Annotated in this window: 25 protein-coding genes; 24 read left to right on the plus strand and 1 reads right to left on the minus strand. The window is 47.1% G+C overall.

The annotated features are described in order from the left end of the window. The first annotated feature begins 18 nt into the window (after positions 1–18). From CF651_RS23405 to CF651_RS23500, 20 genes are all read left to right on the plus strand, one after another. Positions 19–261 (plus strand): acyl carrier protein, encoded by a 243-nt coding sequence (locus CF651_RS23405; RefSeq protein WP_094017304.1) that lies wholly within the window; start codon positions 19–21, stop codon positions 259–261. Then, entirely contained in the window at positions 258–1604 is a 1347-nt protein-coding gene (locus CF651_RS23410; protein WP_094017305.1) for an ATP-grasp domain-containing protein, read from the plus strand. Before CF651_RS23405 ends, CF651_RS23410 begins: the two co-directional genes overlap by 4 nt. Next, positions 1550–2791 (plus strand): glycosyltransferase family protein, encoded by a 1242-nt coding sequence (locus CF651_RS23415; RefSeq protein WP_218827868.1) that lies wholly within the window; start codon positions 1550–1552, stop codon positions 2789–2791. Before CF651_RS23410 ends, CF651_RS23415 begins: the two co-directional genes overlap by 55 nt. After that, positions 2775–3881 (plus strand): radical SAM protein, encoded by a 1107-nt coding sequence (locus tag CF651_RS23420; protein ID WP_094017307.1) that lies wholly within the window; start codon positions 2775–2777, stop codon positions 3879–3881. Before CF651_RS23415 ends, CF651_RS23420 begins: the two co-directional genes overlap by 17 nt. Before the next feature lie 25 nt (positions 3882–3906). Beyond that, entirely contained in the window at positions 3907–5100 is a 1194-nt protein-coding gene (locus tag CF651_RS23425; protein ID WP_094017308.1) for a radical SAM/SPASM domain-containing protein, read from the plus strand. A 44-nt stretch (positions 5101–5144) separates the two neighbouring features. Beyond that, the gene (locus tag CF651_RS23430) at positions 5145–6278 is read left to right on the plus strand and encodes a Gfo/Idh/MocA family protein (RefSeq protein WP_094017309.1); all 1134 of its coding nucleotides are present in this window, start codon (positions 5145–5147) and stop codon (positions 6276–6278) included. A 42-nt stretch (positions 6279–6320) separates the two neighbouring features. Beyond that, the gene (locus CF651_RS23435) at positions 6321–7328 is read left to right on the plus strand and encodes an ABC transporter ATP-binding protein (protein ID WP_094017310.1); all 1008 of its coding nucleotides are present in this window, start codon (positions 6321–6323) and stop codon (positions 7326–7328) included. Further along, positions 7309–8112 carry an ABC transporter permease gene (locus CF651_RS23440; RefSeq protein WP_094017311.1) on the plus strand — a complete coding sequence of 268 codons (804 nt, stop codon included), beginning with the start codon at positions 7309–7311 and terminating at the stop codon, positions 8110–8112. Before CF651_RS23435 ends, CF651_RS23440 begins: the two co-directional genes overlap by 20 nt. Before the next feature lie 7 nt (positions 8113–8119). After that, the gene (locus CF651_RS23445) at positions 8120–8920 is read left to right on the plus strand and encodes an ABC transporter permease (RefSeq protein WP_094017312.1); all 801 of its coding nucleotides are present in this window, start codon (positions 8120–8122) and stop codon (positions 8918–8920) included. A 36-nt stretch (positions 8921–8956) separates the two neighbouring features. Beyond that, positions 8957–9736 carry a glucose-1-phosphate cytidylyltransferase gene (gene rfbF, locus CF651_RS23450; RefSeq protein ID WP_094017313.1) on the plus strand — a complete coding sequence of 260 codons (780 nt, stop codon included), beginning with the start codon at positions 8957–8959 and terminating at the stop codon, positions 9734–9736. 28 nt (positions 9737–9764) lie between these two features. After that, complete coding sequence (locus tag CF651_RS23455) at positions 9765–10859, plus strand: NAD-dependent epimerase/dehydratase family protein (RefSeq protein ID WP_094017314.1); 1095 nt, start codon at positions 9765–9767, stop codon at positions 10857–10859. Continuing rightward, complete coding sequence (locus CF651_RS23460; RefSeq protein WP_094017315.1) at positions 10856–12124, plus strand: UDP-glucose dehydrogenase family protein; 1269 nt, start codon at positions 10856–10858, stop codon at positions 12122–12124. Before CF651_RS23455 ends, CF651_RS23460 begins: the two co-directional genes overlap by 4 nt. 130 nt (positions 12125–12254) lie before the next feature. Continuing rightward, on the plus strand, positions 12255–12512 hold the full coding sequence (locus CF651_RS23465; protein ID WP_245856122.1) for a phosphopantetheine-binding protein: 258 nt from the start codon (positions 12255–12257) through the stop codon (positions 12510–12512). Positions 12513–12517: 5 nt separating this feature from the next. After that, positions 12518–13552 carry an LLM class flavin-dependent oxidoreductase gene (locus CF651_RS23470; protein WP_094017317.1) on the plus strand — a complete coding sequence of 345 codons (1035 nt, stop codon included), beginning with the start codon at positions 12518–12520 and terminating at the stop codon, positions 13550–13552. Further along, positions 13549–14556: a hypothetical protein gene (locus tag CF651_RS23475; protein WP_144029098.1), complete on the plus strand. Its 1008-nt coding sequence runs from the start codon at positions 13549–13551 to the stop codon at positions 14554–14556. Before CF651_RS23470 ends, CF651_RS23475 begins: the two co-directional genes overlap by 4 nt. A gap of 12 nt (positions 14557–14568) precedes the next feature. Continuing rightward, positions 14569–15603, plus strand: a complete 1035-nt coding sequence (locus tag CF651_RS23480; RefSeq protein ID WP_094017319.1) for a cysteine peptidase family C39 domain-containing protein — start codon at positions 14569–14571, stop codon at positions 15601–15603. Between the two features lies 1 nt (position 15604). Then, complete coding sequence (locus tag CF651_RS23485; RefSeq protein ID WP_094017320.1) at positions 15605–16591, plus strand: phosphotransferase enzyme family protein; 987 nt, start codon at positions 15605–15607, stop codon at positions 16589–16591. 35 nt (positions 16592–16626) lie between these two features. Continuing rightward, complete coding sequence (locus CF651_RS23490; RefSeq protein ID WP_094017321.1) at positions 16627–16902, plus strand: acyl carrier protein; 276 nt, start codon at positions 16627–16629, stop codon at positions 16900–16902. 42 nt (positions 16903–16944) lie between these two features. Next, positions 16945–17841, plus strand: a complete 897-nt coding sequence (locus tag CF651_RS23495) for a cysteine peptidase family C39 domain-containing protein (RefSeq protein WP_094017322.1) — start codon at positions 16945–16947, stop codon at positions 17839–17841. Continuing rightward, positions 17838–19805 carry a non-ribosomal peptide synthetase gene (locus tag CF651_RS23500; RefSeq protein ID WP_094017323.1) on the plus strand — a complete coding sequence of 656 codons (1968 nt, stop codon included), beginning with the start codon at positions 17838–17840 and terminating at the stop codon, positions 19803–19805. Before CF651_RS23495 ends, CF651_RS23500 begins: the two co-directional genes overlap by 4 nt. 151 nt (positions 19806–19956) lie before the next feature. On the opposite strand, the gene CF651_RS23505 is transcribed toward CF651_RS23500, so the two are convergent. Beyond that, positions 19957–20406 carry a DUF2269 family protein gene (locus tag CF651_RS23505; protein ID WP_094017324.1) on the minus strand — a complete coding sequence of 150 codons (450 nt, stop codon included), beginning with the start codon at positions 20404–20406 and terminating at the stop codon, positions 19957–19959. A 209-nt stretch (positions 20407–20615) separates the two neighbouring features. On the opposite strand from CF651_RS23505, the gene CF651_RS23510 reads away from it, so the two are divergent. The 4 genes from CF651_RS23510 to CF651_RS23530 all read left to right on the plus strand — a co-directional run bounded on the left by CF651_RS23510 (position 20616) and on the right by CF651_RS23530 (position 24121). Then, entirely contained in the window at positions 20616–21413 is a 798-nt protein-coding gene (locus CF651_RS23510; protein WP_094017325.1) for a DUF2935 domain-containing protein, read from the plus strand. Between the two features lie 551 nt (positions 21414–21964). Then, complete coding sequence (locus CF651_RS23520; protein WP_094017327.1) at positions 21965–22537, plus strand: sulfurtransferase TusA family protein; 573 nt, start codon at positions 21965–21967, stop codon at positions 22535–22537. Between the two features lie 22 nt (positions 22538–22559). Beyond that, positions 22560–22958 carry a DsrE/DsrF/DrsH-like family protein gene (locus CF651_RS23525; RefSeq protein ID WP_094017328.1) on the plus strand — a complete coding sequence of 133 codons (399 nt, stop codon included), beginning with the start codon at positions 22560–22562 and terminating at the stop codon, positions 22956–22958. 23 nt (positions 22959–22981) lie between these two features. Next, positions 22982–24121 (plus strand): MBL fold metallo-hydrolase, encoded by a 1140-nt coding sequence (locus tag CF651_RS23530; RefSeq protein ID WP_094017329.1) that lies wholly within the window; start codon positions 22982–22984, stop codon positions 24119–24121. Positions 24122–24127: the final 6 nt, after the last annotated feature.

Genomic DNA, 24127 nt, shown 5'->3' on the forward strand with positions numbered 1-24127 from the left:
AAATAAGGAGTGAAGTGAATGCTTCAAGAAAAGATTATCGGATTTATAAGTGAAATTAAAGAGGATCCAGACTTGCTGCAGCAGCTGCAAGGCAGCTCCGATGTGCTGAACGATGGAGGTTTAGATTCTCTGCAGCTGATTAACTTCATCTTGCGCGTGGAGGACGAGTTTAACATTGAAATCGATTTTGATGAATTTGATATGGTCCACTTGACCTCCATCGATACATTTTGCCACTTTATTGAATCCCAAAGCGCATGACAAGACAGGAGAACAAGCCCCGCATTCACTGTGGAACCTTTGATGCCGAAACCGGCTGGCGGGACGATAGTCTGGCGAAGCTTCCGGCTCTTCCAGATCCGCAGACACGCAATGTGGTAGACGCAATGGATGAACTGCTGTTTGTATTTTGCAGAGAGCAGGATGTGCTGCTGACCCGGTATGCGATGGATCGGGCACACCGTGAATATTTGAACGAAATCGGCTTTCAATTTACATGTAATGAAGAGGATATAGATACTGCAGCTTTACTTGCTTCCGATGCCGCGGAGCTAAATATTTTCCAAAGAATGCTGCCGGTATTTCCAACGCTTCAGGTAAATCGGCTTGTACCGCAAGGAGCGGTATTAGATCCTTTTGCCATTTTAGATGGCATGAGTGCGTTGGCTGCACAACAGCGTTGGATTTCTCATGCACCTGCCCTCCATGTGGTTCAGCATGTTAATTCCAAGCTGTATTCCACCGAGCTAAAAGACAAGCTTGGCATTCCCAATGCAAGCCACGTTATTAGGAGTCGGGAAGAGCTGGAGCACACAGGTAGGGAGCTGTTAGGAGCAGGGGCATTTTTGATCAAGGATACCTTCGGGGTGTCAGGCAAAGGGAACCTGTTGATTACGACGGAAAGTACGCTGAATAGAATTAGCAGCTATATAGCCAAGCAGCAAAAGACGGATAAGCAAACCTTGTTTATTGTAGAGCCCTTGTTGAATAAGGAAATGGACTTCTCCTGTCAATTCGAGATTCAATCGGATGGTTCCTATCGCTTTATTGCAGTTCAACAGGTCATCAATTCCGATTTCGCTTATCAGGGGTCAGTTGCGGCAGCACCCGCATTCATCCTTCAGCTGGAGCGGGAACGGTATTTTGATCTCATGCAAGACGTCGCCCGCCATTTATTTGAAAGCGGTTACTTCGGGCATGTTTGCGTCGATTCGATGAGGCTGAAGGATGGAACGACAGTACCGATTGTCGAAATTAATGCACGAAAATCGATGAGTCTGATTAAGCATCAGCTCGACCTTTTCCTTGCGTCACGCTCGCTTAACGGATATTTGACTTATATATCAATGGTTTGTCCAGGTCCAGTCATGTTTGGTGATGTGCTGTATGCGATGGAGCAGGAGGAGCTTTTGTATAGCAATGGGGCTCCGCATGGCATTATTCCTTTGAGTGCAAATACGTTTACAGTGAACCAACAAGCCAACGGAAAGTATAAAGCAAGGTTGTACGTATCGATTGTCGCACATGACTTGGTCGAAGGGGAGATGCTTTGCAGTCGACTTCGGCAGCTCCTGTCATCGCTCGGTATAACGGTATCCAGTTAGGGGATGAGATTTTGAATGAAGCGCCAATAACTATACTATGCTCCGGATTTGGTCTTGGCTTCTACAATCCTGGCCTGATTATCAGCTATCAATTGAGGCAAAAGCAGATTCCGACTGAAGTATTCGTATTCGAAAGCTTCGTACAGCAGGAGAAGCAGGATAAAATATTGGACAGCAAAAAAGCGTACCATGACAACTTTTCATTGGCCTTGGTTGCAACAAAAATTCCGAAAGATATTCGTGACAGTATTGATTTTGATCAAGTGGATCTTCTCTTGGAAGCGTGGGCCCAGGAGGGGAGGCATCATTTTATTGCGCTTTCCGGACATTGGGTATATATCCTGGACCTGTACCGTGCAAAGCTGAAGGAAGGCCATCATCCAGAAAATAACGAGGGCCATCCCGAGGTGAAGGTGGATTTACTCTATGTAGATTCGGATTTATCCCCTTCATGGAAAGGCTTGAAAAAATTTAATCCGAACTACAATATGCCCTACAACGATGTCTGGCTCTATCATTCATTGAGCAGCGAGATCTCCTGCTTCATCCCTGTTGGAGAGGAGGCTGTAATTCCTCTAAAGGACCGGCATCACCGCTATGTGATTCATGGAGGCGGGTGGGGCATGGGCACGTATCAGGGTAAAATTCCTGAGCTTTATGAGCAGGGCTTCCAGCTCGATATTGTGGCCTACGAATGGGAGGAAACTTTGCAGCCCAAGCCAGGAGCCCGTTATTTTATGAATGATCCGGCGTGGACGGCATGGCGCAAAGGTCCGAGCGGAGAGCATGATCTGCCGTTATTTGCCGAGATCCAACCATCAGAGGCGCCGGAGTACACAAACAAGGAGTCACACCACGGCCTTTACGATGTCATTCGTCAAGCGAAAGCGATAGTTAGCAAGCCCGGGGCCGGGACATTAATGGATTCCCTGTCGTCGGGGACTCCGGTCATTATACTGGAGCCGTTCGGTACGCATGAGAAACGAAATGGAGAGCTGTGGGTTTTAAAAGGCTTCGGTATCTACTACGAAGATTGGAAGGAAACGGGCTTCTCCGAGCAGGTTTTGCATGAGCTACATCTTAATTTATTGCGGCAAAGATCTATCACCCCCAGCTATACGGAGGTATTTATCGAAAACCACCCATTACTCAAGCAAGGGAGGTCCGTGCATGCTGACAAACACTGAATCAGCGCGGCAGACGATCGGTCTGGACAGCGGCATTCCCAAATGGATATTTCTCCAGCTGCTCGAATCCTGCAATCTAAGGTGCAAAATGTGCTTTGAATGGGGTGACAACGGCGCTTACAAGGAAAAGCCGGAATTGAAAAAGCTGGATCTGGCGGTCGTCAAAAAAATAATTGAGGATTGCAGTCCTGCAAGACCCTACTATGAATTGTACGGTGGCGAACCGCTGATTTACCCCTGGATTGATGAGGTGCTGGAGTCCATAAAATACCATAAAAGCCGAGTCCATTTTCCAACCAACGGCACACTTTTGGAGCGTCATGCGGAGATGCTGGTTGAGCATGCGCCGGAGCGCATCTGGATATCACTCGACGGCCCGGAGGAAATCAACGATGCACAACGGGGAGAGGGTGTGTTTCAGAAAGCGATGAAGGGCATTCGCAAGCTGTACGAGGTACGCGAAAGCAAAGGCTCCATGTATCCGAAGATCGGAATCAGTACAGCTATCACCCCGATTAACCATCAACATTTGGAGCGATTTTATTTCGAAAGTCTCGATATGTCAATGATTGACTGCATCAGTGTGGAGCTTCAGCAATATGTAACTCAAGAACGCTACGAGCATTATGCTGCGGTGCTGAAGGAGGAGTTCCATGTTCAGTCTGCTCCTATTGCACGAGGCTTTATTAGCAGTCCCGAGCATTTCAGCAGCATAGATGCGGGTAATTTGGCCCGACAGCTCAAGCTGATCGAGAAGTTTTGCAAAGATAGCGGGCGATATTTCAATGCCTATCCCAAGGTAATCAGTGAGGAGAACATCCGCTATTATTTTAACGCCAAGTGGGAGCAGGTTACGAATATGAAAAAACGCTGCGTATTCCCTTGGATCAGCATGGAAATTAACGCCAGAGGCGGCGTAACCTCCTGTCACAACTTCTATGATTTGACACTTGGCAATGTCAACGAGCAGGGACTTTTGGACATTTGGAATGGTCCGAAGTACAAGGAATACCGCGATTATTTGAAAAAGCAGCTGTTTTCCATTTGTCCGGGCTGCTGCCTGTACTATAACGAAAAGCCGAGCCAGTAATACACTCATTGGAGGGCGATGGACGATGCAGCCAAAAACAAAGATTCAAATGGATCAAAAGTCTTTTGAAATACTCAAGCGCACGATCCGTAATATTGCGGTTCCCCTGCGAGAGCGTGCTCATAATGCGAAATATAAAACGGTGCTGCCTGAGTTTGTGGCCATTAAGCTGACGAACCGCTGCAATTTACGCTGCAAGCATTGCTATCAATGGAACGAATCCGGCTATCACCACCATATGGATTCAGCGGAACAAAATCTGGACATTGATATTAACATCATTAAGCAGCTGCTCGATGATACCAGAGCTTTGAAATCAAGATTGTATCTGTGGGGCGGAGAGCCGATGTTTCATCACCGGTTTGCCGACATTCTAGACTTACTTAAAGCAGATCCTCGGGAGACAACGATCTGTACCAATGGGCTGCTCACCGAAAAATTTATCGATTCGCTCAATGAGATTTCAGAGAATCTGGAGCTGTTGATTGCGTTGGAGGGCTTCGAGGCGGATCATGATTTGATCCGGGGTAAGGGCTCCTTCAGGAAAACGATGGAAACGATAGATTTGCTGCTGGAGATGAGGGGCAAAGGGGTATTCAAGGGTCGAATATCGGTGCACAGCGTCATTAATAATGCCAATATTTATTATTTATATGACCTGATGGAAAGCTTTGAAGCCAAAGGGATTGACCTTGTGCTATTGACCTTTCCTTGGTATATCTCAAATGAAACCTCGGTGAAGATGGATGAATACTTCAAAGAAAACTTTCATTGGCTTCGTCCCCTGGAGGAGCATCAGCGCAACAGCTGGCATGCCTTCAAGTATAAAATCGACCCTCAGCATCTGGCCCCATTAATGGAGCAGCTGAACAAAATGAACGGGCGCGTCTGGTCAACCCGGCTTCGTTATCAGCCTGGGCTGGAGTTCGACGAGATTGAACCATTTGTGACAGGAGAGGCTATGACAAGCCGCTGCGCGACGGACTGTCTGGCGTTGGCTACGAGAATTGATGTAACGCCGAATGGCAATATCTCGGCATGCAAGTTTTTCTCCGAATTTTCCGTTGGCAATTTGCATGAGCAAAGCTTAACGGACATATGGAACTCGGAAGCGTATGATCAGATCCGCGAAACGATTAACAGTGGCGGACTGACACCGGCCTGCTCTAAATGCAATGTGTTGTATTTGCACGGAGTTTCCTCGTTAAAGCATATTTAACAATATTATTTATTAATGACATTAAATAAAGGGAGAGGGGCAGAATGGCTGCAATTCGGTTAGGTATTTTGGGCTGCGCGGAAATTGTTCATAGAGCCATCTTTCAGCCGCTTGCCGCTGTGGACGGCATCGAAGTTGCTGCCATAGCGAACAGGACACGGGCGAGGGCGGAACAGGCAGCCAAGCGGTATGGGATCGCACAAATATTTGACAATCTGCAGGATGTCGTAAGCAGTCCGGATATTGATGCTGTCTACATCGCTTTAAGCAACGAGCTGCACGCCGAGTGGGTTATTCGGGCCATCGAAGCCGGGAAGCATGTGCTCGTAGAAAAGCCCATCTGCCTGAATAGAGCTGAAGCGCTCCGGATTCGGCAAGCCATACAGGGAAGAGAGATTCACGTTCTCGAAGGGCTGATGGTACAGCATCATCCTTGGCAGCAGGCGCTGCGTACGCTCATCGGAGAAGAAACGTATGGGCGGCTGAGCGGGCTGAGCACGGAAATTTATGTCCCCTTCAAGGGAGCCGGCCAGGACGCGGTTTCAACGAATTACCGATGCTTCCCCGAGAAGGGCGGAGGCGCATTTTATGATCTGGGCTGCTATTGGCTCCAATTTATTCAAAATCTGTTGGGCTTGGAGACTGAAAATATCGAGTGCGCCCAGGGAAATTCTTACTTTCAGGGACCTTATGGCTGTGATTGGACATTTGACGCTTCCGTGACATACAGCTTTCCAGCGTCCCATAGCCTTCGCGATAGTAAGAATCGTGGGCCAGAGAACATCCGTAGAGTGACTGCCAGCTTCTGCACCTCATTCGAGAAGCCTTATCGGTCAAGGCATGTCCTGGAAACAGAGCAGGCTATATTGACGATCAACGACTTTTTTCGCGCGAATCTGGGCCGTTACAAAATTTCGATAAAGGTAGAGGATAAGCAGGGCCGGCTTCTTCAGATACTGAGCTTCGAGCCCCAGCATTATTATGAAAACCAATTGAGGGCATTTCGGGATACCGTGATTTGCCTGCAAGACAGCTCTGTACATGGCTGCCATCGAGAGGAAGTGCGCGTCAGATCGAGCCGTCTTCTTGTAGAAGCGCTCCAAAGAGCCGGATGGCTGGAATCCATTCGAACGTCTGCTGTGAATGCTGCGAAGCTTTCTACGCTGCTTGAGCAATGAGTCAACCCCATGGGCATATTTATTTAAGTCAAAGGAGATAGGATCATGATTATCGAAGTGAACGGGCTGTCCAAATCATTCAGCTATTACAATAAGGAGTTGGGATTAAAAAGCTCGTTCAAAAACTTGTTTCGCAGGGAAACATTGACCAAGGATGCGGTTTCCAATATCTCGTTTGGTATTGAGGAAGGCGAGGTCGTTGGTTTTCTCGGACCAAATGGAGCCGGCAAGACGACCACCTTAAAGATGCTTTCGGGTATTTTGTATCCAGGGGGCGGCAGTGCTACCGTGCTTGGCTATACGCCTTGGGAGCGGAAAAATGAATTTAAGCGGCAGTTTTCCATTGTAATGGGTCAGAAAAACCAGCTGTGGTGGGATTTGCCCGCGAACGAATCGCTTTATCTAAACAAATGTATATATGAAGTCGACGACAAGCAATACAACAATACTTTAGGCGAGCTTTCGGAGCTGCTGGATGTGAAGCATTTGTTAAAGGTGCAGGTGCGGAGGCTTTCCTTGGGGGAACGGATGAAGATGGAGCTGATCGCAGCACTAATCCACAAGCCTAAGGTATTGTTTCTCGATGAGCCCACGATTGGACTCGATATTTTGTCCCAGCGCAAGATCAGGGAATTTTTCAAGCATTACAATCAGGACCGAAAAACAACGATATTGCTGACCAGTCATTACATGAACGATATCGAGGATTTGTGCAAACGGACCATCATTATTAACCATGGCAAGGTCATTTTTGACGGCAGCCTGAACGAAGTAAATGACATCCTCGGGGACAAAAAAATGATGAAGCTGACCCTCTCGCATCCCGTTGATGCTTCTACGCTTCAGCAGGTTGGAAATGTGAAGGAAGTCAAGGATCTGCTTGTCACCATCGAATTCGAAAAGCATGATGTGAAGCGATTATCCCGCTGGGTGCTCGATCATCTGCCCGTTGTTGACTTTACAATTGAAGATATTCCGATTGAAGAGGGCATTGCCATGCTGTATCAAAAAGGGGGTGAGCCGCATTCCCATGCCGAGCAAATATGTTAAGAGCTTCTCTCTCGGTGTTCAAAAGGTGCTGGAGTATCGGACGAATTTCTTCCTGAGCCTGTTCAATTGTATATTTCCGATCCTGATTCAGTTTTTTTTCTGGAAGGCCGTATTTGCAAGCTCGAATCGTTCGGAAGTGTTCGGTTATTCTTACAATCAATTGATCGCCTATTCCATTCTTGCGATTCTGATGAACAAGCTGATTGGTACCAGCTTTCAATTTGAAATTGCCCGTGATATTAAGGATGGCGGCTTGAACAAATATTTGATTAAGCCGATTGGTTATTTTGCGTATCGGATCTGCTGTTTTCTTGGGGAAAAATCAATCGAAATGCTGGCTATTTTAACGCTTTCGATGGTTGTCGTCTGGGTATTGCACCTGTGGCTGGGGTTTACGGTGGCAGGCGGGCAGGTGCTGCTATTCCTTTGTGTTGTGCCTTTGGCACTGCTGCTCAATTTCTTTATTTACTACAGTCTAAGTGCAATCGCATTCTGGTTTATCGAATCCAATGGAGCGTTTCGCACGTTTGGTTTGTTAGCCACGATTGCAAGCGGAGGCTTATTCCCGCTGGATGTGTATAGCTCCGGCATGCAAAAAATATTGCTGCTGCTTCCGTTTAATTATGTTGTCTATTTCCCGATCCAATTGCTAAGCGGCAAGCTTTCAGTGGAACAAATAGGCCAAGGACTGGTTATGCAGATCATATGGATCGGCGTGTTCGCCATACTATCCGGAATGATGTGGAACACAGGAATGAAAAAGTATGTGGCGGTAGGAGGGTAGATTTCTTATGAAAACGTTGAAAAAATACGCCTATATCTACCTGATCTTCGTCAAAAATTGCTTCATTTCCCAGATGGAATATCGGATTAACTTTCTATTCGCCAATACCATTGAGCTGGCTTACTTATGTATTAAATTAATCTATGTATTAGTGGCGTTTCGGGTAGGTGTCGTCATTAACGGGTATACACCGGACGCACTGCTTATGTATGTCGGCTCCTTTACGATGATGACAGGGTTCTACTGCCTGTTCTTTTATTCCAATTTCATGATGCTTAGCAATCATATTCGTGACGGTACATTGGATATGCTGATCACCAAGCCGGTCTCGCTGCAATTCATTGCCACTTTGCGCAGAATCGACTTCGGCTACTCCTTTACCAATGTCGTGGCCGGCGTCGCGATGATTGTGATCGGGTGGACAAGAATGGGGATTCCAGTTACACCGGTTAAGGTATTCGGATTTATCGCCTTTATATTCGTCGGGATTGTGTTGAAATACGCCATTTTCCTGATTCCATCCTTGATTTCGTTCTGGACTGTCAACACAACCGCGGTCAATCAGGTATCGACGGCTATTTGGGATATGAACCATGTGCCGATGAACATTTACGGCCGTTCCGTACAGCAAGCGGGGATGTTCTTGTTTCCGGTGTTTATCATAACGAACTTCTCACCCTTGTATGCGATGGATAAGCTGGACGCTTCCTATGTCATTTGGTTTATCGTAGCCCCGATACTCTTTTTGTTTATATCCCGCAAGCTCTGGAATGTGGCCATTCGCAGCTACACCAGCGCCAGCAGTTGAACGTTCACGAATCCGAAGGGACAGGGGGAGCCCAATGTGACCAAGATTGTATTATTAGCAGGAGGCCTCGGTACCCGATTGGGCGAGGAAACGGCTCTTAAGCCCAAGCCGATGGTGGAGGTCGGCGGGATGCCCATTCTGTGCCACATTATGAACGGGTATGCCGATCACGGCTTCAATGAATTTATTATCGCGCTTGGTTACAAGGCGGAGGTGATTAAGCAGTATTTTTTAAACTATGTTTATTTGCAAAATGACTTTTCGATTCATCTATCCAATTCGGCTATTGAAGTAAAGCAGCGACCTGACAGGGATTGGATCGTACATCTTGTGGATACGGGTCTGAACAGTATGACGGGCGGGCGGCTGCACCGTTTAAGGGATCAGCTGAACAAGGAAACCTTCATGGTGACGTATGGCGATGGGGTAAGTGACGTAAACCTGCGGCGCCTCTTGGATTTTCATCATGCCCATGGGAAGCTGGCCACCTTAACCTTGGTTAGGCCGCGGGCCCGGTTTGGAACCGTCGATTTAGTGGGGGATCAGGTTGTACGGTTCAAGGAAAAGCTGGACACGGAAAGCTGGATTAACGGCGGATTTTTCGTTTTCGAGCCCGGTGTGCTTGCATATTTAAGCAAGGATGAGGAAGTGCTGGAGAACGATGTACTGACTCGCTTGGCCGAGGATGGGCAGTTGATGGCTTACCGCCATACCGGCTTCTGGGAGTGCATGGACACGATGCGGGATAAACAGCATTTGGAAAGCTTATGGTCCTCCGGCAGCGCGCCTTGGGCGGCCCGGAAGGTTTGCACTTAACTATGCATAAAGAGGAGCGATGCCTTTGATGAACCGAAATGATATTTTTCTGGAGGATTTGGCGTACATATTCGGCAAAACGGAGCAAGCCGGCCGATTCGCCAATAAAACCATTGTGATAACCGGTTGCGGAGGCTTTATCGGATTTTACTTGACCCATTACTTCGTCTACTTGAAGCAGCATGGAATTTGCTATAAGTCGCTTGTGCTGCTTGATACATTTCGTACCGGCAAACCTTCCTGGCTCGAAAAGTTATCCCTTAACGAAACAGACATCCAAATTCATACGTTTGATATAGCCAAGGATCGGCTGGAAACGATACCTGAGGCACTGCAAGCGGATTATGTGATTCATATGGCGTCTATTGCTTCACCTTCCTATTATCGGAAGTTTCCTATTGAAACGATGGATGCGAATGTCCTCGGCTTGAAAAATTTGCTCGAATTTTACCGTCACCGGCCGATGGATGGGCTGTTATTTTTCTCCAGCAGCGAGGTGTACGGCGATCCCGTACCGGAATGCATTCCGACTGCGGAAACTTATTTGGGCAACGTAAGTACACTGGGACCACGCGCCTGTTATGACGAATCCAAACGAATGGGTGAAACCTTGTGTTACGTGTATCACCAGACGTGTCAAATGCCGATTCGGATTGTCAGACCATTCAATAACTTTGGTCCGGGTATGGCGATGGGGGATAAGCGGCTGCCAGCAGATTTTGCACAAGCCATAATGCAGCAAGAGGATTTGATTATCCATTCCGACGGGACACCCACCCGTACGTTCTGTTATATTGCCGATGCGATCGCCGGGTATATAAAAGTATTGCTCCATGATGAATTCGACTGCTTCAATATTGGGATGGATCGTCCGGAAATTACGGTGCGGCAGCTCGCAGCGATTTACCGTGATCAGGCGGCAGCATTGTGGGGGTATTCAGGCACAATCCGTTATGAGCCCTCAACGGAAAAGGATTATTTAACCGGTAATCCGTCCCGGAGATGTCCTGACATCACCAAAGCAAGGAAGCTGCTCCATTTTCAGCCGGAAATAGATGTTGAGCACGGAGTGAGACGATATTTGTCCTTTCTGGCACAGGAAAGAGAAGGAGTCCCTTCATGATTGCGGTGATTGGCCTAGGGTTTGTCGGACTGACAACGGGACTGGGGCTTGCGCATCGGCTCGGCTGCACCATCTACGCCTATGATGCGGATGAACGCAAGCGGGAAATGTATACGCACAAGCAAATTCCTTTTCACGAGCCTCATCTTCAGGAGCATCTGGAACGGTACGAAGGAAGCCGGTTTATCGTATGTCATACGATGGCGGAGGCTATTGCTCAAGCCGAAACGATCTTTTTCTGCGTGGGTACCCCGTGCTCATCAAGCGGCGAAACCGATTTAAGCGATCTGCAGAATGCGGTTCAGACATGCCTGGATGCGATGGAGCAGCTGCCCGAGCGAAAATCTTATCCTGTATTGGTGATCAAATCGACGGTTCCTGCTGCAACCACAACAGATCGAATTCAGCCGCTGCTTCAAGCCAGAGGCTATATTACCGGTAAAAATATTGGTTTAGCGAATAACCCGGAGTTTCTGCGGGAGGGCTCGGCTTGGTCTGATTTTGTTCAGCCGGACCGTGTGATTATCGGTGAGATCGATCCGATTGGAGCACAGCGTTTAAGCGAGCTGTATGCTGCATTTGATGTGCCGGTCCACCGCGTTGCGGCTCATACAGCCGAGTTTGTCAAATATGCATCGAATGCACTGCTGGCCACCTTGATCAGCTTCGCCAATGAACTGTCAATGATTGCCGACCGGATTGGGCAAATCGACATCCCGCAGGTGTTCCGCTTGCTTCACGAAGACAGGAGATGGCAGGGACATCCCGCCAAAATGACGGACTATGTATTTCCGGGCTGCGGCTTTGGAGGTTACTGTCTGCCAAAGGATACCCAATCGTTATATTCCCATGCGGGGAACTATGGACATGAGTCCATGCTGCTCAAAGCGGTGCTGCAGGTGAATGAGGATATTAAAAATCATATCGTAGAGCGGATTACAGCGAGTGCCCAGCCCGATGAAATGGTTGGCATCCTGGGACTATCATTTAAGCCGGATAGCGATGATGTCAGGGGGGCCGTGTCGAAGGACATTATTGGGCTGCTGCTGGACCGCGGATTTCATCGGATTCTGGCCTATGATCCATTGGCGATGGACAATTTCCGCGGCACCTACGGATTACCCATTGAGTATGCGGGCTCTGTTGAGGAGGTTATCGAACGAAGCCAGGTCAGTACAATAGTTACCTCATGGAAGGAATTCAAAGAGAAGCAAAGCCTATATGCAGGCAAAACGATTATCGACGGGCGTCATGTTTTGAGTTGACAAATCCGGTATAAATCAGCCTACAGATCCAATCCGGTGAGTTCGGAACGCCGCGTGCTGCAGGTACGCATTCACCGGTCTTGTGCGTATGTGCTGGTTTCTATAAATGAGGTGCTGACATTTGAAAACCATGGAAAATGAGCTGCTCGATATATTGCAGCGTGTGCTTAAGCAAGAGCATGAAGTGTTGGCATCGCTTGGTCCCGATGAGGATTTGATTGAGTACAATCTGAATTCCATCCTTGTTGTGGAATTGGTGGTTGAGCTTGAAAGTGGCTTTGGGATCGAGATTGATGATGACGATCTATTGACGGAAAATGTATCCACGCTTCGACGTATTGCAGATTTAGTCCGGAAATATCAACAAATCAACCGAATCGGCGGGTGAGAAGCATGGAATTTTGCTGGATGCTGCCTGAAGGGGATTCAGCTTTTATTGTAGAGCAGACGAAGCTTGCGGAAGCAAGCGGATTTCATGCTGTGCTGCTCATAAATGCCAATGCTTATATGGATCCCTGGATTATGGCTACTTCGTTAACGCACCAGACGGAAGCCATTCGCATTCTCGTGGCGCAGAACACCAGCTATTGTCTGCCGACAACAACAGCTAAAGCATTTAATACACTTAATCTGCTGTCCAATGGACGTATTGATCTGAACATAGTGACCGGGAGCTCACAAGTGGAGCTTGGCAAAATGACCCGGGTCGGAGATCACGCTTCCCGTTATAGGCGCACAAAGGAATTCATTGAGTTGTTCCGGCACTTGCAGCAGGGAGGCATTACTCATTATCACGGGGATTGCTTTGATGTGCAAAATGCAGAGCTGATCCCAAGGCTGGAGCCATCGCAAGGAAAGCTGTTTATGGCCGGAAGCTCGGAGGAAGCCATGCAGATCGCTGCACAATTCGCAGATGGCTATTTCGTATTCGGGCATGAGTTTGAGGTTATTGAGCAGCATTTTGCAACCTTCCACCACTTGCTGCCCGACAATCGTCCCAAACCGAAATGCGGCATCATGATCGATATTATTGCGCGGGAAACAAGTGAGGAAGCATGGCAAGCCGCGCATCATTTTCTCGAAAGCGCGAGTCCGTTTCAGAAACGAATGAACCGGCTTTTTCGCAATAATTGTGACTCGGAAGGCATTTCCAAGTATCAGAGCTATTACTCTAAACAGGAGGAACGGCAGGACTCAACACTATGGGCAGGACTATCCCAGCTCAATACTTCCAACGGATTCTCTATTGTCGGCTCCTATGAGGAGGTTCGCCAGTCCCTCTACACATTTCAGAGGCTCGGGGTAGACTATTTTATTGTGTCGGGGCTAATAAGCTCCCACGAATTGGAGAGGATTGGTAGCCGCATCGTCATGCCGATCCAATCGATTCCTTGGCGTGATGACATTGTAAGCGAGGTGCATCCATGATGTTGAAAGTCGTTAACAGCTTGAACATACAGACCGGGCATCATTGTTTATTTTCAGGATTGCGCCATTTGCTCGTAAGCGAGCGTCCAGAACTGGATGCCAGGGCTGCGGAAGCGGATATTTATTTTGAAAGTGACGGCTTGAATTTGGAATATAACGGAGATTTGAGTACGATGTGGCTGGCGTCACAGGAGACGATTATTGAGCAGTTTGCAGCTTCCTATGGGCTTCGCGCCCAATATACGTTTGAGATCAGTCCTAACGTGTTGGATGTATTTCGTGAGATTTTGCTGGAAAACCGCGCTGTATTAGTGTTCATGCGGAGTCCTTATCTGGATTATCATGCCGTGTTCCGTGATGGAGCCGAACGAAATCATATTTTGCTTTTATATGGAATCGATGAAGCTGGTAAAACGGCCTTCGTTGCAGATACCTCATTTCTGGATGTATCCGGGCAAACCTTATCCTACAGCGGCCCGCTATCATTAGAGCACGTACTGGCAGGCGTATGGGGCTATGCATGGGTTGAAGCGGATCCGTCACTAAGCCCGCCCCCAACGGAAGCCCAGCGGTTTGAAAGGGCCGTAGACAACATCAGAAGGTTTCTTGGGCATCACAATCTGCCCTCAGGCCGATTTCAAGGACTGGAGGCTTACCGAGCTTATGTGGAGGATTGGCGGAGATTAATGGACGTGAGTCCTTCCGAGTTTACGGAAACTTGTAAAAATATGTACTACTGCCTACGTGTCGGAGGCATGATGCATCAATTGGATTACTTTGAGATGTTTATTGGGAGACACCAAGACCGGATCAGGAATTGGGACGAACTGGCGAGGAGGCTTACCGAGAACCGCAATAACTGGAAGAAGAGCTTATACCAGCTGTACAAGATCGGATTATGCGTTCAACCGCATAAATTGGAAGCGCTCCAGGACCGATACTTCTCTATGCTGCGTGCGCAAGGGGAATGGCTGGAGGCATTCGTCGATAGCTCGAATCATTGAAAGGGGATTGCGATGTTAACGGACAGCCGCGTTGTGAGCCTCCCGCTGGAGGTACCCATTATTGATGTTCATTCCTTTCACGCATTTTCCCAAGCGATCCTGTTAACCCAACGGGAGAAATCGCTGCCGTGGATTGTATCTAACTACATTCATATTTTTGGAGTGCCACAGTTTGATAAAGGGAATTTCATTCACCTGACAACATCTTCTCTATTCAACAGCCTGCCTTATTCCTTTGTTTCCAAATTGCACACAGATCAGCTTCACTCCTGGTTTCCTGACTGTATCGAGTTTTTCATCGATTGCTTGAATAAAGGACAATATTTAGCAATAGCGCTGGACGAATACTACATACCGGGAATGAACTCCTATGAAAAATTCCACCTTACGCATCATATTCTGGTGCACGGGTATGACCGGGATCAGCGTGTATTCAAGATTGCCGGATTTTTTGCAAAGCCACCGGTATTTAACGTTGACCAATCTCTCAGCTTCGACCTCTTTCAGGAGGCGCTGAATCATGCAGGTCCTGTACCTCAGCGCGTCAGTCAAACATTGGAAATTATACAATTTCCATATCACGCTTTGAACGTACCGGCTGTTGAGTTTGATATAAGCTTGATTACGAGATCACTGGAAGAACACCTGCTCTCCAAGCCGTTAACCGAGGTGAATCCCAAGCGAATCGATTACTGGTTCGGACTCAGAGCCTATGACTTGCTCATTTTATTTCTGGAGCTGGAGCGCGAGCAAGGCAAACCGATTATTCATATGAAGGCATTACAAACGCTAATGAACCATAAAAAAATGATGATCGAAAGAGTAGTCTATTTGTTCAAAACCAACTGCTTGACGGATACCAGATACATCTCTATGGCAGAGACCCTATTAAGAAAAACAATGATTGTCCATCAGCTATGCGTCAAGCAGCGCATTGCTCAGGACGCAAGCAATATTGCAAGAGCCATCCACTGTATTGAAGAGCTTAAAACGTATGAAAAGCAATTTCTGGAAGGGCTGCTCGATGAGCTGCGGAGAGTGAATTGATATGCCGCAGATCGACGATAAATGGGTGCGTGAAGCCGGCAGCAGGTTTGCAGAAGCCCACACGTTATTTACTCCGTTGGAAAGCTTCGAGAGCAGCGTGTATGCCTGGGCTCGTAATGGCAGGAGGTATGTATTAAAAATCGTTTCCCGTCAGGTTAAAACGGAGGCCGAGCTTTTGGGGGAAATTGATTTCGTTCATTTTGCAGCGGCTCATGGAGTGCCTGTGGCGAGAGCGGTCGCTTCCCATCATGGCTGCTATGTAGAGTCCGTTGACGATCCTTCGGGCGCCGGGTATTGGGTCTACGCATTTGAATGGGCGGAAGGCGAGATGAGCAACCCCCAGGCTTGGGGGCCGGAGCTGTTTGAACAATGGGGGCGGCTGACAGGCAAGCTTCATCGCATCGCATCCCAGTATGAACCGTCCAAACCGCAGTGGAAGCGACACCGTTGGGATGAGGAGGAATTATTCCGTACGGCGTTATCTGTGCTTGCGGAGGAACCGAAGCTTAGTGAAGCATTGAGCGGGTGTTTACAAAGGCTCAAGCAATTGCCTGAGCAGCCCCATCAGTTTGGATTAATCCATAATGATTTGCATTTTCGGAACTTTCATGTCCATAACGGCAGACTGATTGTATTTGATTTCGCCGGAATGTTGTACCATCATTTCGTCAATGACATTGCAGTTGCTTTGTATTATGCAGTCAGCGGAGACCGTTCATCCAAAGATAAAGCGTCGTTTGCACAGTTGTTTATGCATCATTTTATGGAGGGCTACGCTGTCAGTCAGCCCACCCCCAAGGGTATGCTGCACCCTGTGCCGGATTGGATGCTGCTTCGCCATTTACTCCTGTATACGGCGTACCTCCGCAGCTGGGAGGCAGCGGACAGGACCACAATGCAAAGGTGGACTCTAAACCGGTATCGTACGGATCTGCTGGAGGGGAAGCTATTTGGAGGGATTGACTTTAGCTTTGTTAGCTTCCTGTAAGCTTGTAAACAGAACGATAAAGTGAGGGACGATGTATGAGCCAAACCCATTTAACGAAGGACTCCATTACTAATTTCGTTAGAAGCAAAGTGAAGGAAATATTACAAACAGAGGAGGCCTTGACCTTAGATCAGGAATTGGCGAGTCTAGGCATGGATTCTTTTAATTCTATGAATTTAGTCATCGAGTTCGAAAAGGAATTTGGGATTATTTTTGATGATGAAGAGCTTTTATTCGAAAATTTCGCTACTCTGCGCCATATGTCAGATCGGATTTGTTCCAAATTAGGAGCGGATTTAACCTATTCGTAAGCAGGTATGTGGCTATGGGCAGGAAGGAGGCAATGGAGATCCTTGAAACAGCAATGGGTGGATTGCTACATTGATAAGCTATTGGCTATTTATCCGCAGATTCAGTCTTATACCGCTATGATTGACAGGTGGGCTTTTATCCCTGAATGGACTGCAACAGAAGTGGATTTTAACTTGAAGCGGGTGCTGGAGACGGAACAGAGACTGTTCGAGCTGTATGGGATCCGGCGCCAGTTCAACAGCGGCTGGATCGATGAGGCCCTGCAAAGCGGCCTGCGGGTGCTGCTGCCTTGTGATTTGTATTATATGCCGCATGCGAAGGTGTTCTACGGTGTTGAGCACGCAGGGCATTATATTTGGGTGCAGAAGCTCATGCCGGACGGCAGCTACCAGATTTTCGATGATCATCCTGCTTTCAATGGGGTAATGGCTGGGGACGCTTTGCGTCAGGCGCATGAGGCCATGAAGCTGCCCTATCAAGCCTTGGAGCCGGAGTGTGAACGAATATCCGATGAGCAGGCAGTCCAATACATAGCTCGGATGCTGCAGTCTGATTCATTTCACCTCGGCCGCTTCGCAAATCAGTTGTTAAACACGGATTTATCTCCCAACCGTAAGTGTGAAATTCTGAAGGGAACCCGACATATGCAGCATCGGCTGAATGGACTCCTTCGGATAATGGATCATGCTCCACTTCCGGTAAGCGGTATGGAAGACATGACCATGACACGCCAGTCGGTGACGAATTATATAGACGGCTGGCGAGCTACCGTAAATTTAGCATTAAAGGGGATGCTGGTTCCAGTGGAAACGGTATGGGATCGTCTTGAGCAGCGGCTTCATAAGCATGCTGAAGGAGATCGTGTCTTAACAGAGGCGGCAGCTCAAATTGTGGGGAACCTTGAATTAGCTTCCGATGGAGGGAGAACGCGGTCATGATCCTAAGCGGCATCCAATTGGCATGGGCCATTGTGCTAATGAAATATCATGAACCGGATCAGCTTCAGCTGTCCTTTCAGTCTAGGTATCCGCTGCCTGTCTGGACCTGCAATCATGCTGCTCTTCATGCGGATGCAGATATGGTTCTGGAAATAAAGGTGTCCATAGAAGATACAATCAAGGATCTGAAGGCAAAGCTTTACAGATTGCTTGCAGAATATACCGACGTTAGCGGAAGAGTATCCGCCTCCTTAACTTTACCTGTATCGGTTACATCCCATGACTCGGTGTGGGCAAAAGAGCTTGAAGCGATCGTATTTGCCGATAGGCAGCTGAATTCGCATTTACATGGCGAAATTTCACTGGGTCGTTTGAAAGGTCATTTATTAAAAGCTTATGAAGCTATGCTTCGCGATGAACGCGTGCGGATTAAAGATGTGGATATTTTATCGCCCGAAGAACGGTCGCAGCTGCTTATTGAATTCAATCAAACTCAAGCGGACTACCCAAAGGGACTGACAATCCATGGTCTCTTTATGCGGCAAGCAGCTGCAAACCCAAATTCATTGGCGGTTGTCTGCAATAAAGAGAGCATCAGCTATGCAGAGCTGGATCGGAGATCATCACGATTGGCCGTCAAGCTGAGAAGTCGGGGGGTTCGACCGGGCTGCATCGTTGCGATAACAGCCGACCGGACGATCGAGATGATTATCGGCTTATTGGCGATTTTGAAATCGGGCGGGGCTTACTTGCCTATCGACCTTCGTGCTCCACAGGCACATAATCAGCTGATTCTGGAGGATAGTGGAGCGCAGATTGCCATTTCCAAAAGCTTGTCCAGATCTGCAGGCGTTGAACTCATAGACCCCTACGATCCGATGTCCTATGATCAACCGGACTTACATACGGAATGGGAAGGCCATTCCACCGATCTTGCGTACGTCATCTATACCTCTGGGTCGACAGGAACACCCAAAGGAGTAATGGTGCGTCATCAGGAGGTCATTAACTTCTGCTGCTGGCTGGATGCGAAATACCAGATTGCTGATCATCCGCGTATCCTTCAATCCGCTAATCTGACCTTTGACGCTTCGGTGGAATCTATTTTTGGAGCGTTATTGAATGGCGGTACTTCAATCCTTATTAGAAGCGAGCTGCTGCTCCATAAGCGGGCTTTTCACGATTTTATTCGTAAACATCAGGTGCATATCGTGCCGCTGGTTCCTACCTTGCTTTCGCTGCTGACCGATGAGGATAAGCTTGAGAGTGTTCGGGTCGTTATTACTGGCGGGGATGTTTTGGAAAGGGAGCTCAAGGATCGGGTTATTGCCAAGGGCTACAAATTGTATAATCACTATGGACCTACCGAGACGACTGTCGTGGTAATGGCCACGGATGTGGAGCAGGACCAGGTTACCTTGGGGAAGCCGATAGCCAATACGAGGATTTATGTGCTAAATCGTCGGTTGGAGCTATGTCCTATAGGCGTATGGGGAGAAATCTGCATTGCAGGCGATGGAGTATCAAGGGGATACTTGAACCGTGATGACTTGACCCAAGAGAAGTTCGTGGCACATCCGTACGAGCCCGGTCAGCTCTTGTATCGTACGGGAGATATCGGCAGATGGCTTCAGGACGGGCGAGTCGAGTATGCGGGAAGAACCGATAGCCAGCTCAAAATCAACAGTATTTTAGTACATCCGGAGACCATTCGCAAGCACTTAAAGACCCATAGCTCGATTAAAGAGGCGCAGGTTCTCGAAATAAAGGTTAATGGCATTAATAAATTAGTTGCTTACTATACTGTTAATGAGCCTGTCTCAGCCGTCTTGCTTAGAGAACATTTATTGCTTTACATCCTCCCGGCTATTATGCCAAGCCAATTTATTGAGATCACTGATTTTCCACTGAATTTGAACGGTAAGCTGAACAAACAGGCTTTGATTGAATGGGTTCTAACGTAAGCCGGTATTCGAAGTGCGGAGGGGAAGTAATCTGAGGCAGATGCTGAGAAAATTAAGTATGGGCAGGGGCTTATGATACAAAAAGGGAGGGGCACCGATATTAGGTACCCTTCTTTTTCATTGCGAAAATAATACTTGCTCCGCTTTCTGTTCAAAAAGGCTTGAAATACATAAATAAAATCAGTAAAAAGGCAAGCGCATGCGTTATTCCTTCCAGCTTCCCGGCCTGCTTTCCAATGGCTATATATGGCGCGGGAAGAAGCTCATCCCCGTTATATTTCCTCAGAATATCCGCCTGCTCTGCCATTTTTCTCGGCAATAAGCCGATCACAATGACTTGAGCCGCAAGATACAGCACGATCGAAATCAAGTACCACCCTGTACCGAACAAGGAAGGGTTCATGATGCCCAAAACAATTCCTGTGACGAGAAGCGTAACACTCCCGATCTTGGGGAGGATTTCCAGCTTCTTCAGCAGCTCCAGTGTATGCTTCGCTTGTGAAACGGTTTTCGCGCTTTTGGCGATGATGGGAAAACCGAAAGTAGCCCCCAGCCCCATGATGGCTGCCACAATGTGGATGAAAACGAACAAACTGTACATTGGATGATACACACTCCCATAAAATGATTTTTATTCTATGAAAGGAGAATATCGCAGTATGTTTAAAACTGGGTAAAAAATATAATATTTTATACAAGAATGTTATAACCGGGAGTCCCTATTCCTCAAGGGAGAAGGGAATAGTTATAAATCCATTTGCACTCACATATCTTTTCTTCAATTGACGATTTACATAAGGAGGTATTTGTTTGAATCAGGGCGCACAATTCGAGCACCGCTTCTGGCTGCAAATATTGGGAGATCACAGTCGGTTCATCTGGAGTACGCTTTCACCCAAGGAAGATAGAGCTATTCAGATAGCCCATCAATTTATTCAATCGTTCGATAGCTTATTAGAGCTGGCTCGTAAAAGCTTAACGGACGAAGAGCTTATGTCTCTAAATCAGCAGGCGCTGTCCCTAACGATTCAACTGCGCAGCTTCAAGTTAGATCTGCTAAAGCAAATGCTGACGAGAAATGTATCTATCGGGCTGACGCCTACCTTTATTAATCATATGGTAAATGAGCTTGAAGAATATTTACGCATAGTGAATGAACTGGCAGCAGGGAGGCCTGTTCCTCATTTTGATGCTATTCACCATGACTTGCTATGGCTTTCCGATGCATCCGGTCACGCGGCTTCTATTGCAAGCGATTTAGATATGGTGGAGAAACGTTTGATGGAGAAAAGCCAAATGTTCGAGGTTCACTTCCAGCAGTTTTATATAAAAAGTATCGAAATGGCCGGATATATGAGAACGCAGCTGAGTGATTTTCCGGCTTTTCGAAAGTTCCATAAGGACATTGATATCGAAATGAAGCTTTTTGTAGCCTTCTTGCAAGAGATTGAGGATTTGGAATTGTCAGTCGAAGTGCTCGACCGGATCAGTCCGTTGATCCCGGACCATATGATGCGGGAGGAGTGTTACTATCTTACCAAACTGGCCGGGTTAGGTATGGTACCCAACCCGAACTGTGATCCAACCAAGCCGAGAGTCGAAAGTTAATACATGCTGAATCATTCGGGATTGGACATGGCGCGGACTAGCCCAGCCCAACCACCCAACCCTTGGTTTTAATCGTCCATAGTGTAACCCAAGCTTGTAAATTCATACTTAGGCTCTTATGTTTGGAAGAGGAGGGGTTGACGAAAATTCAAAACTTGATTATAGTATATACATACCCATACAGGTATACGTAAATGAAGGGGTTGATACATTTCGGAAAAACCAAATGGCCTGCTTTCATTTGATAAATGAGAGATGAGAGATGAGTTTAAACAAGCAATTGGCAATTTTTTTTGGCCTTTTATATACCCTGGTGGGTATATAAACATTAGGCTTTTGAGCATCATAACAGATAATATTTTAGAAATGCTGGAGCCTTATGGATATGGCATGGAATTAACCATATTTGCGATTGGCTTCCCCGGTTCATGCTGCGCTGATCATAGTGATCGTCTAAAAAATCTGGATCTCAATATTATGCTAGGATCCGCTCTTTTGAGGATATCGCTTACCGCAAGTAAGCATCCTATATATAAATGGAGGCTATGTCCATGACAACACTACAAGTAAATCGTACATTGGAATGTGAAGGGCTTGCTTGTCCGCTGCCCGTAGTTCGAACAAAAAAGGCGATTGACGAGATGAACGCCGGTGAAGTACTGGAAGTCCGGGCAACGGATAAAGGTTCTGTTGCTGATCTTAAGGGCTGGTCCAGCCGAACAGGGCATCAGTATTTAGGATTAAAAGAGGAAAACGGCGTGTTCCACCACTTTATTCGTAAAGCCGAAGCAGCCGATACAAAATCGGAAAAAGTACACCCGCATACGGTTTCGAATGATGAAGTACACGCCAAAATTTCTTCTGGAGAAGCACTTCACATCATTGATGTTCGCGAACCTGCGGAATATGCTTTCGGACGAATCCCGGGATCCATCTCGATACCGCTAGGTGAGCTGGAAGAAAAATGGAGCCAACTTGATCCGAGTAAACCATATTATGTAGTTTGCCGCTCAGGCAACCGAAGTGATCTCGCTTGCCAACTCTTAACAGACAAAGGATTTCAAAACGTTAAAAATATAATCCCTGGCATGTCGGAGTGGACACACACTCAAGAGCAAGATTAAACATACAAAGGAGACGAGTAACATGGCAAATAAAAAAGTAGCACTTATTGCATCAAGCGGTGGCTTGGAGACGGCGTATAAGGTTTTGAACATTGCTACAGCGGCAGCGGCATTGGATGCAGAGGTAGCCATCTTCTTTACTTTCGAAGGCTTATCCATCATTCATAAGGAATCCGAACACCTATTGAAGCTCAAGCCAGGCAATGAAGGACTGGCGGAAGGCTTTCAAAAAGCCAATGTTCCCTCGATTAAAGAACTGATTGAAATTGCCAAAGAATCGGGAGTACGTCTCATCGGTTGTCAAATGACGATTGATGTTATGGGGCTTGAAAAAGAACATTTTATCGAAGGAATCGAGCTCGGAGGCGCCGCGACATTCCTGGACTTTGCTTTTGATGCTCAAGTGAGCTTGAATTTCTAATCATACAAAGTGGAGGACAAACCATGGCTGATGTTCCCTTGATTTCTGCAGAACAATTGCACGACCATATGAATTCCGGTAATAGTGTACGAATTCTTGATGTCCGCAATCAGGAGGAATTCGACAATTGGAAGATTGAAGGTAAGAAGGTTAAATCCATGAATATTCCTTACTTCAATTTTTTGGAGGAGGACGAGACGCTATTAACAGCCTTGCCAAAGGACGAAGAGATGGTCGTGATTTGTTCCAAAGGCGGCTCCGCTCAGTTCGTTGCGGAAACGTTAGCTGACAAAGGCTACAAAACCTCTGTGCTTGAAGGCGGAATGCTCGCTTGGAGTCAATTTTATCATCCTACCGTCGTTGCATTTGATGAAAAAATGAAACTGATTCAAATCAATCGATTGTCCAAAGGGTGTCTATCCTATGCCGTTATTTCAGAAGGCAAAGGCATGATAGTAGATGCAAACCAAAACATTGAATTTTATACTGAGCTGGCTCAGCAATACAATTTTACCATTGAACATATTGTAGATTCCCATTTGCATGCTGACCACATTTCCGGCGGACCTGCACTGGCAAAACAAACGGGGGCAACATACTATATTTCTTCCGGCGAAGTAAAGGGAACAGATCTGGCGTATGAGCCGCTTGAGGAACATAAATCGATACGGTTTGGTCAAGTTGAGGTAGAGGTGCTTGCGCTGCCGACACCAGGTCATACTCCAGGCTCCACTTCGTTCCTGTTGAATAACCAGTTCTTGATGTCCGGTGATACGATCTTCGTCGGTGGCTTGGGACGGCCTGATCTGGGCGGTAAAGCAAAAGAATGGGCACAGGATTTGTATGATACGGTTTTTAACAAAGTAAATCAATTGTCAGATGAAGTACTGGTTCTACCGGCGCACTATGCAGATATTAAAGAAATAAACGATAACGGGATTGTAGGGGCAACCCTCGGCGATATTCGAAATAATAATGAAATTATGCGTAATTCAAACCGGGAAGCTTTTACGGAACAAGTTGCAGGAGCGGCCTCGACAGAGAAACCGCCAAATTTCGAAGAAATTATTGCTATTAACCGCGGTGAATTGCATGTCGAACCTGATCGGGCCATAGAACTGGAAATCGGACCGAATCGGTGTGCTGTTCATCATCACGAATAAATAAGG

This window comes from Paenibacillus rigui, assembly GCF_002234615.1.
Classification (GTDB): Bacteria; Bacillota; Bacilli; order Paenibacillales; family NBRC-103111; genus Paenibacillus_S; species Paenibacillus_S rigui.